This window comes from Corallococcus llansteffanensis, assembly GCF_003612055.1.
In the GTDB taxonomy this organism is placed as follows: Bacteria; Myxococcota; Myxococcia; order Myxococcales; family Myxococcaceae; genus Corallococcus; species Corallococcus llansteffanensis.
On the sequence record NZ_RAWB01001062.1, the window covers coordinates 1 to 1,116 of the forward strand.

Annotated in this window: 1 protein-coding gene; it reads left to right on the forward strand. The window is 69.3% G+C overall.

The features are described from left to right. Window positions 1-16 precede the first annotated feature (16 nt). Window positions 17-988: an ADYC domain-containing protein gene (locus D7V93_RS43335; protein ID WP_120648703.1), complete on the forward strand. Its 972-nt coding sequence runs from the start codon at window positions 17-19 to the stop codon at window positions 986-988. The last annotated feature ends 128 nt before the right edge of the window (window positions 989-1,116 follow it).

A 1,116-nucleotide genomic window follows, 5' to 3' on the forward strand; every position in this document is an offset into this window, starting at 1 on the left:
GGGAAGGGGCATCCAGATGAAGACGTTGCAGCGAGTGGTCGCGGCGTGTCTTGCCGTCGTGGCAGTGGGCTGTGGCACGGAATCGTCGGAGCCCGAGGCTCCGTCCCTGCACACGCAGGTGGCGGAGATGGTCTCCCCCAACGGGCGCAATCTCAATGGCCGCAACCTGAACGGCCGCAACCTCAACAACTCCGAGCTGGGCAGCATGCTGGTGTCCGTGGACTACGCGGGCGCCCGCTCCGCCAGCGGCAAGGCGCTCGGCGGCGTGCGGCTGGAGGGCTCGGCCTTCGTCGGGTTCGACGGCGCCACCCTCGTGACGGGCACCGGCTTCACCGGCGCGAGCTTCACCGGCCGGCTCGGTGACGGCTCCACCCTGGCGCTGCGCGTGGACAGCGTCGTCCAGGGCAGCGGCGGGGACAGCGACCTGTGGTCCTACCGCGTCTCCTACCAGGGCACCGACGGCAACTGGCGCGCGGTGTGCCAGGACGCCAACGGCGCGGACGCCTCCGCCATCGCGGTGGCCGGCCGCTGGGACTACCGCCAGGGCGTGCCCGGCGAGGGCGGCGACAAGATTGAAGACGCCAGCGCCTTCACCTTCGCCTGCGAGGGCGCGGCCATCGCGAAGTGCATGCACTTCGGCTACAAGCCGTGGGCCACCGGCGCGGACGGGCAGAGCCTCGCGGGTCACCACCAGGCCTGCACCCGCATGGTGCGCGCGGACTTCTGCGGCGACGGCGAGTCGCACACCACGGATGGTCAGTGGGTCAATCTCTACGACGCCGCGGGCGTCCAGGGCGACACCGAGTCCTGGAGCCTGGAGGGCGAGTGGAACGAGGACGGCGCCCGCTGCTTCACCTCCACGACGCGCGCCCACGCCGCTGTCACCTGCTCCGGCTTCACCGCCATCCCCGACTGCGGCGACACCGCCCACTTCCAGTCCGGCACCCGCCTCATCAGCGAGACGCCCTACGGCGTCACCGGGTTGTAGCCGGCCAGGCTACAATAAAGGCTGGCTTGTAGCGGGATAGGTTACAAAACCGGCAAGTCGATAAAAGTCAGTGTTTCATGTTATGAACAACGCCTCATTCACATCCGGGAGCCCTGGGGGCTCTCGGG

Bases quoted from the DNA above. Each gene is read 5' to 3' on its own strand.
- D7V93_RS43335 (WP_120648703.1), top strand. From the start codon at position 17: ATGAAGACGTTGCAGCGAGTGGTCGCGGCGTGTCTTGCCGTCGTGGCA.